Raw genomic sequence first — 7,431 nt, forward strand, 5'->3', positions numbered from 1 at the left:
AAGAGTCGGTAGCTGGCGTATCCAATTAAAATATTAAAGAATTAGGCATTATTACTTTTACTCAGAAGGTATAACCAATCCCGAGACTGAATTCACTCTTATCATAGGTATATACGTCTCGATTTTCTTCATTATCGATATGTTGGTATTTCCCACTTACACTGAAATTGGGAGTAATCCTGTACTTTGCTCCCATCCAGGAGCGGACCCGGTCTGACTCGCGCTGGTAGGAGTCAACATTACCTTGACTATCCGTAATGCGGTTTTTCTCACCGTAGAGGCTGCGACGATATTCGATTCCGGTGGATAAATGCCATTTTGGAGAAATTTTCCAGTCTAGGCTTCCCCCCAGCGCATGACGTGCAGGGGAGTAACTATAATAATCGCCCCCGATTTTTTCCTGCCCTTCACGGTCATTATCATCGTAACGGTAGAACAATCTTGTCTCAGTAAAAAATACAGGCCGCTGCCAACTAAGTTCAGCGCGCTGGCGCCACCCATCCAGATAAGCATACTCCTCACCCCCTGAGTAATAGCCCGGACTAAATGTGAAACTTACAAGCGAGCGCCCCCAGGCTTTTGCCATCTTTGCCAGCAGTAATGCCTGCCGGCTGACTGGCTCTCCACCTAAGGTAACCATCTCAGCAGCCAGTCCCAGCTCAGTATTCCAACCCAACCATTGACGATCACGGGAAAGAGTCGTACGAACGCTGGCAAGGTCCAAGTTCTCATACTCCTCATATTTTCGTCCAAATCCGTATCCGTGCACCCGCCAGCCATTATTTTTAGTGCCGTTCAGTCGATATTGGCCCCAGGCAAAAAGCTCCGCAAAATTGTCTGCGCCTATCGTTGAATCCGACAAGATTTCATTGTGCAGCGCAAAGGCATTGTCATCGCGGCCAGCGCTTAGACTCATCGTTGCCAGCCAGGGCAACTCCTTTTCGCCACGATTATCTCCAGCTAAATAATTCAAGCGATGAGCAGCCATATTTCGTAATTTTTCCGTAGCAGCGCCCTCTCGTACAATGCGATAGTGCTTCGCCGCTATCAAGTTACGTTTATCACGCTCTGCAGCAAGCGCCAAATTGTAACGTGCCAAATCTCGCCACTTGGCATCATTCAACAAACCATGAAAATAAATTGTGGCCGCGGAATAGCGTTTGAGCTTCATCAGGGTAACACCGATGTTATACCTGAGCTTTGCGGAATTGTTACCAGACTCCACCTCAACTTCAAAGTATTTCAGTGCTTTTTTATATTTCCCCTGTTTGAATGCTTCAGTACCTGTATTGAAAGATTCTCCAGCCGTTACCGCCAATGGAGAAAGTATCAGCTGTGCCAAAAGCACAATTCCACCCAAAGTATTCCGCACCACCATTTACCTCTATAAGTCCTTTTATTGGCCATCCATGCATTCAATCAACTATGTATCGGAATCCTCTGGCAAGTTCTCTCGAGCCTGCTCAAAAAGAGCATTGAGATCCACTGTAATTTGCTCACGTATATCCGCAGGCAGGCTATCGAGAATGTCCTGCATCATTTGTTCAATGACTCCCTGTATCTCCGCACCAGAGAGTGCGCTTTTTACCGCCTCCTCAATACCCTCACGGGCTGTTTCAGCTGCGCGTAGGGCCTCCTCTCTTGCAGCCTCTGCCGAGAGGCGTGCATTGGCAATTAATTCCTGATGACGAGCCATAGCTTCATTAACTATTTCCTCAAGTTCTTCACTTTCCCGGCCGCCCTCTTCCCGCGCTGCTGCAACAGCGGCCATTACAGCAGCCATGGTTTCCTCGGCAATTTCCTGCAGATTTGGAGGCAATTCGATATTGTTCATCACATCGAGAGCATCCTCAGTTTCCTCGACTACTGTCAACGTGAGATCCAGATCTGATGGCATGTCCTGCCCCATTACCGACCCCGCATGTAGCACTGCTGCTGTGATACCTACCGCTAATAATCCCTTTTTCCACATTGCCCGTTACCTCCGGCTTTCAGATCAGATCCAATAAATTAGTCATCACACTTTCGAAACTTAAAGCTTGGTTAGGTTTTGACGCAGCAATTTGCTGGACCCGCGATATTTAACCTCAACCAAAATTTCTCCCGCCGCTTTTTCATTCGATATTTTCACTGGTAGTGAAAGACGATTCCTGCCGGCAAAAATATCGGTTTCCCACTGCAAGACTCTTCTGTGCTCATAGCCATCGAATGAAACATTATCTGGTAGCACGATACGGATTATTGCTCCAAGCATTTGCTGTTTACTGTGCAGAACAAAATGCACGGAACGAACTTCCGACAACCTGCTTGGCACTGGCTCCTGGGCTGTGTAATTGGCGACAGGAGACTTGATGCCTGGCAGAAGTACAAACACTGTACTCATGGTGAGAAAAATCAGTGCCACTAATCCAAGGCGCACCAGAGAATCACCAACAATTTTCAGCCCAGATATCTCCGCGCGAAATTCAGGACTTCGTTGCTGTAACGCTCTGCGCAATAACCGCATTTCAAAGCCATTATCTGGCTCATCAAGTGGCAATGCACGTAACTGTCGCCGCAATTCATCATCACTTAACAGATTTACAAATTCTCTTTCCGGCATTGGCTTGTCCTCTACCTGTTAACACGGATGAACCTCACCAATGGTTCCCTCAGTAATAATTTTTTTTAATTTTTTATGGGCGCGATGCAAACGCGATTTTACGGTACCAACATTTATTTCGAGGATTTCTGCCACCTCACTGGCGGTGTACCCTTCCACATCGTGTAAAAGCACAACATCACGCCAACCCGGCTCCAACATTAGCAATGCTCGATTCAAAAGGCGCTCAAGATCCAGGTTGCTACAATGCTCAGATCTTCCATCGCTGCAGCTTTCTACATCCTGCAAGTCGAAACTTTCATCAATTGGCGATGCGCACTGTCTGCGATAAAGATCCACATAGCGGTGATAAAGCACCTTGACTAACCAAGGCCCCAGGCGTTCGGTTTTCTCTAGGATCGAAACTTTATTTAACAAGCCAGACAATACATCCTGTACCAAGTCTTCCGCGTCTACACGACTCCCCGTCCAGCGATAAGCCATGCGATACATGGTGCGAATATATGGGTAAACCAGGCCAGAGAAATGCTCCTGGCTGGAACGTTTGTGAAACAATGCTTTTGGCCAGGTGTACAAACCACTACCCCCGGATTTCTTGGATAATAAAATCGCACCCAAGTGCCTACAAAAAGAGTGACACTGCGCAAGTAGACGAAAAAATCGAAAAGCGTTCGTTGTGCGAGCTGTGCAAGAAATCTAGCAGCGTAGAAATAAGAAGTAGGGAAAAGGTATATTTACGCGTGAACTTGGGTGACGAAGGAGGGCCCCGGTAGCCTTAGCCGCCGGGGGTAAGTGTGATAAAGGGGCAAAGAGCAGTGCCTAGCTACTGCGTTGACGCACCGCTTCAAACAGGCAGACACCCGTGGCAACTGAAACATTTAAACTGCTAACCTCACCTGCCATAGGAATTTTAATCAGGTGATCACAGTGTTCACGTGTCAATCTGCGTAAGCCGCTACCTTCAGCCCCCATCACCAATGCCAGCGGGCCTGTCAGTTGGCTCTGGTAAACATCCTGCGTAGCCTCCCCCGCCGCACCAAAAATCCACACGCCTGCCTGTTGCAATTGCTGCAAAGTGCGTGCGAGATTAGTCACTGTGACAAAGGGCAGCACTTCAGCAGCTCCACAAGCAACTTTTCGGGCAGTTGGCGTTAGCCCGGCGGACTTATCCTTAGGAGCAATTACCGCATGAACACCAGCTGCCTCAGCGGAGCGCAGACAAGCTCCCAAGTTATGGGGATCTGTTACGCCATCCAGGACCAGCAGGAAAGGTGCCTCACTTTCCTTTTCAAGCTGTTCCAACATCCCCATCAGGAATTTTTCATCGTGGACTTTTGTTTTACCAGCACAAATGGCAATAACGCCCTGATGATTCGCACTCTCATCAACTTTTTCATCCAGGGCACGGCGGTCAACAAAGCGCATGGCAATGTCATTTTTATCCGCCTGTTGAATAATTTTTTGTAAGCGTTGGTCTTTACGGCCACGCAATAACATCAGCTCCCGCACATGCTGTGGGGACCCTTTTAACAACGCCTGCACCGCGTGCAGGCCATACACCAGTTCTTGGCTCAATTTAATCCTCGATCACTATTTCTTTTTGCTTTTAGAAGAAGTTCTCTTCTTCTTTTTTACTTTGCCTGCGCGGGTCTTGGCCTTTTCTGCTTTCTGCGCCGCTTTGCGCGCAGCTACCGCAGGGCGCTTCCCACCTTTACGCGTAGGTGTACGCTTGCTGCCGCGACGCTTGACTGGAATATCTGTTTTTTGTTGATCCCCAGCCTCATCATCTGTCTTTTTCCTCGCAGAAGAAGATTTGCACTGCGCAGACTCCTCAACCAAAACGGTTTCTTTAGAGCCAACTTTACGTTTGCGGAAAGGGGCTACCTCCGTAGAGGTTTCCGCATGCTTAGCCCAGGGGTTAGATACTGCTTTACTTCCCATTTTCTTCTTCTGTTTGCTCCGACGTTCTCGCTCCTGCTGGTGCTCTACCGCCATTTCCATCGCTCGAGCACTAACCCTGGTAGCCTCTTCCTTTTTACTCGCCGCTCTATTTTGTTTACTGCGCGGTATCAACCCCTCAAGGATAAAATCGACCTTACGTTCCTCCAGGTCGACTCTTGCTACCTGTACAGTAACCGAATCGCCAAGGTGATATCGCTTGCCACTGCGCTCACCAATCAGCCGCTGATGAGCCTGCTCAAAGCGATAATAATCCTTCGGTAACGCAGTCACATGAATCAACCCCTCCACATAGAGGTTATCCAATTCAACAAACAAACCGAAACCGGTCACTGCACTGATCACCCCCGGGTAGACTTCGCCTACATGATCCTGCAAATATTCACACTTAAGCCAACTAACCACATCCCGTGTGGCGTCATCAGCGCGTCGCTCAGTCATGGAGCATTGCTCACCAAGCTGTAACATCGCTGGCATATCGTAAGGCAGTATCTGCTCCCGGCCGATAGGCTTGGCACCCGGCACTGCATGAACCTTTTTGGCTACAGCTTGCTCATTGGCGCTTCCATTACGAACCAACCAGCGCAGGGCTCTATGCAACAAGAGGTCGGGATAACGACGGATAGGTGATGTAAAGTGAGCGTAAGCTCGATAATCCAAACCAAAGTGGCCGCGATTTTCCGGCTGGTATACCGCCTGGTTCATGGAGCGCAGCAGCATCACTTGGATAATATGAGCATCTGCACGGCCCTCAATCTGCTCTAGCAACTCCTGGAAATCTCTGGGCTGAGGTTCGGCTCCACCTGGCAGACGCAGCCCCAGCTCCCCCAAGTATTCGCGCAGGTTACTGAGTTTTTCTTCCTTGGGAGCATCGTGCACACGGTAAAGTGAAGGCAGCCCTGATAGTTCCATCAGGTTCGCCGCACAGACATTAGCCGCCAACATGCACTCTTCAATTAGCTTGTGGGCATCATTTCGCTCAACAGGAATAATGCGCTCAATTTTGCGATTACTGTCGAAGAGAATACGGGTTTCGGTTGTCTCAAAATCGATAGCCCCACGACGGTCACGAGCTCCACGTAATGCCAGATACAAGTCATGCAGGTTATCTAGATGCGGAGTAAGAGTCGCAAACTGCTTCCGCGTACCGCTAGCCCGGTTATTGCGTTCTGCGAGTATTTGGCCAACCTGGGTATAGGTAAGGCGGGCATGACTGCGCATCACACCCTCAAAGAAACGGTAATTAAGAATTTCACCGGTTCGATCAATATGCATCTCACACACCATGCACAACCGATCTACCATTGGATTGAGAGAGCAGAGTCCATTGGATAATTTTTCCGGCAACATGGGCACCACAAAATCGGGGAAATACACTGAATTTCCACGACTGTGCGCCTCCTCATCCAAGGCGGAACCAGGGCGCACATAATGAGACACGTCGGCAATTGCCACCAGGAGCTTCCAGCTGTCATCTGCTTGCAACTCGCAGAAGACGGCATCGTCAAAATCTCGTGCGTCTTCACCATCAATAGTTACCAGAGGCAACTGGCGCAGATCTACTCGCGCCCTCTTGTCCTCCTCCAGCACCTCATCAGCAATTGCATCCACCTCTGCCTGAAGAGCGCCGGGCCACGTATGCGGAATTCCGTAGTTGCGAATTGCGACATCAATCTCCATACCCGGCGCCAAGTGATCACCGAGCACCTCAATGACTTCTCCCTGGGGCACACGGTCACGCCCCGGTTGAGTCACGATTTTCACTACCACATACTGGCCGTGTTCCGTCCCCTCGGCATCCTCCGCCGCCACCATAATATCGAGATTAATACGGGGATTGTCAGGCCGCACAAAGCAGATGCCATTTTCCCGATAAAAGCGTCCAGCCAATTGCTCGGTGTTATGTTTAATAACCCGAACCACCGCACCTTCTCGCTTACCACGAAAACCGCCCGGGGTTTCTCGTACCAGGACTTCATCGCCATCAAATACTTTTCGCATCTGCCGGTGAGATAGAAACAAGTCTGTACCGCCATCACCGGGGATAACGAACCCGAAACCATCGCGGTGGCCAATAACACGACCGCGAACCAAGCTCATTTTATCCAGCACACCAAAATCGCCAGCGCGATTACTGGCAATCTGTCCATCACGAGACATAGCAATCAGGCGACGGCGTACCCCTTCCCGACGATCTTCGTCCTGAAGCTCCAAAAGCTCCGCTACTGTCTCCCAAGGCACAGGTCCAGCCTGTTGCTCTAAAAGCTGCAGTAGAAATTCACGACTAGGAACAGGTTTTTCATATTTCTCCGCCTCGCGCTGAGCATGCGGATCAGAAGCAAGGGGCTCTGAGGTATTCTTTTGTGTCAAAACAGCATCCGTTGTTGAGGTAGCCACCAACTATATGGTGACATCCGGAGGTTATCCGGTTAAAGGCAGGCGGCAGAGATAGAGAGTAATTGATCAAGATTTCGCCGCTATTGCACGCATTATAAGCGATTTCGCCAAATTTCCCCTAGCATCAGATGATATGTTGAAATAGGCGCAACAAAACCGTTGACACCCCCCTTCCGGATCCTTATAGTTCGCGTCCTCAACGAAACACACGTTGATTTGCCCAGGTGGCGGAATTGGTAGACGCGCTAGCTTCAGGTGCTAGTGACCTTACGGTCGTGGAGGTTCAAGTCCTCTCCTGGGCACCAATTCCTAAAAGGCTGACTCGAAAGAGTCGGCCTTTTTTTGTTGTGAAATACTTAAACTCTTAGCAAGTCTTCCTCCTTGATCCCTACCTTCTTCTGTTAAACATCTTCCCCAAATTGCTGTAGTTAAGAGAAATAAAAAAGCCGGTCCTCAAGGGCCGGCTTTTCACT

6 protein-coding genes and 1 tRNA gene are annotated in these 7,431 nt (G+C 49.4%); 1 reads left to right on the forward strand and 6 read right to left on the reverse strand.

All coding sequences use genetic code 11. The features are described from left to right. Positions 1-61 precede the first annotated feature (61 nt). The 6 genes from ACJJIP_RS19225 to rnr all read right to left on the reverse strand — a co-directional run bounded on the left by ACJJIP_RS19225 (position 62) and on the right by rnr (position 6,931). Positions 62-1,342 carry a hypothetical protein gene (locus tag ACJJIP_RS19225; RefSeq protein WP_444945808.1) on the reverse strand — a complete coding sequence of 427 codons (1,281 nt, stop codon included), beginning with the start codon at positions 1,340-1,342 and terminating at the stop codon, positions 62-64. An 81-nt stretch (positions 1,343-1,423) separates the two neighbouring features. After that, positions 1,424-1,972, reverse strand: coding sequence for a hypothetical protein (locus ACJJIP_RS19230; RefSeq protein ID WP_020411632.1), 549 nt, complete (start codon positions 1,970-1,972; stop codon positions 1,424-1,426). A 60-nt stretch (positions 1,973-2,032) separates the two neighbouring features. After that, positions 2,033-2,602: a hypothetical protein gene (locus ACJJIP_RS19235; RefSeq protein ID WP_444945809.1), complete on the reverse strand. Its 570-nt coding sequence runs from the start codon at positions 2,600-2,602 to the stop codon at positions 2,033-2,035. A gap of 18 nt (positions 2,603-2,620) precedes the next feature. Beyond that, entirely contained in the window at positions 2,621-3,178 is a 558-nt protein-coding gene (locus ACJJIP_RS19240) for an RNA polymerase sigma factor (protein WP_444945810.1), read from the reverse strand. A 243-nt stretch (positions 3,179-3,421) separates the two neighbouring features. Beyond that, a complete protein-coding gene (gene rlmB, locus ACJJIP_RS19245) occupies positions 3,422-4,177 on the reverse strand; it encodes a 23S rRNA (guanosine(2251)-2'-O)-methyltransferase RlmB (protein ID WP_444945811.1) in 756 nt (251 codons plus the stop codon). A gap of 15 nt (positions 4,178-4,192) precedes the next feature. Further along, positions 4,193-6,931, reverse strand: coding sequence for a ribonuclease R (rnr, locus tag ACJJIP_RS19250; RefSeq protein WP_444945812.1), 2,739 nt, complete (start codon positions 6,929-6,931; stop codon positions 4,193-4,195). 245 nt (positions 6,932-7,176) lie between these two features. Between rnr and ACJJIP_RS19255 the strand changes: the two genes are divergently transcribed. After that, positions 7,177-7,263 (forward strand) — tRNA-Leu (locus tag ACJJIP_RS19255). Positions 7,264-7,431: the final 168 nt, after the last annotated feature.

Source organism: Microbulbifer variabilis (genome assembly GCF_052467165.1).

Coding starts and splice junctions, on each gene's coding strand:
- ACJJIP_RS19230 (WP_020411632.1), bottom strand. CDS start 1,972: ATGTGGAAAAAGGGATTATTAGCGGTAGGTATCACAGCAGCAGTGCTA.
- ACJJIP_RS19235 (WP_444945809.1), bottom strand. CDS start 2,602: ATGCCGGAAAGAGAATTTGTAAATCTGTTAAGTGATGATGAATTGCGG.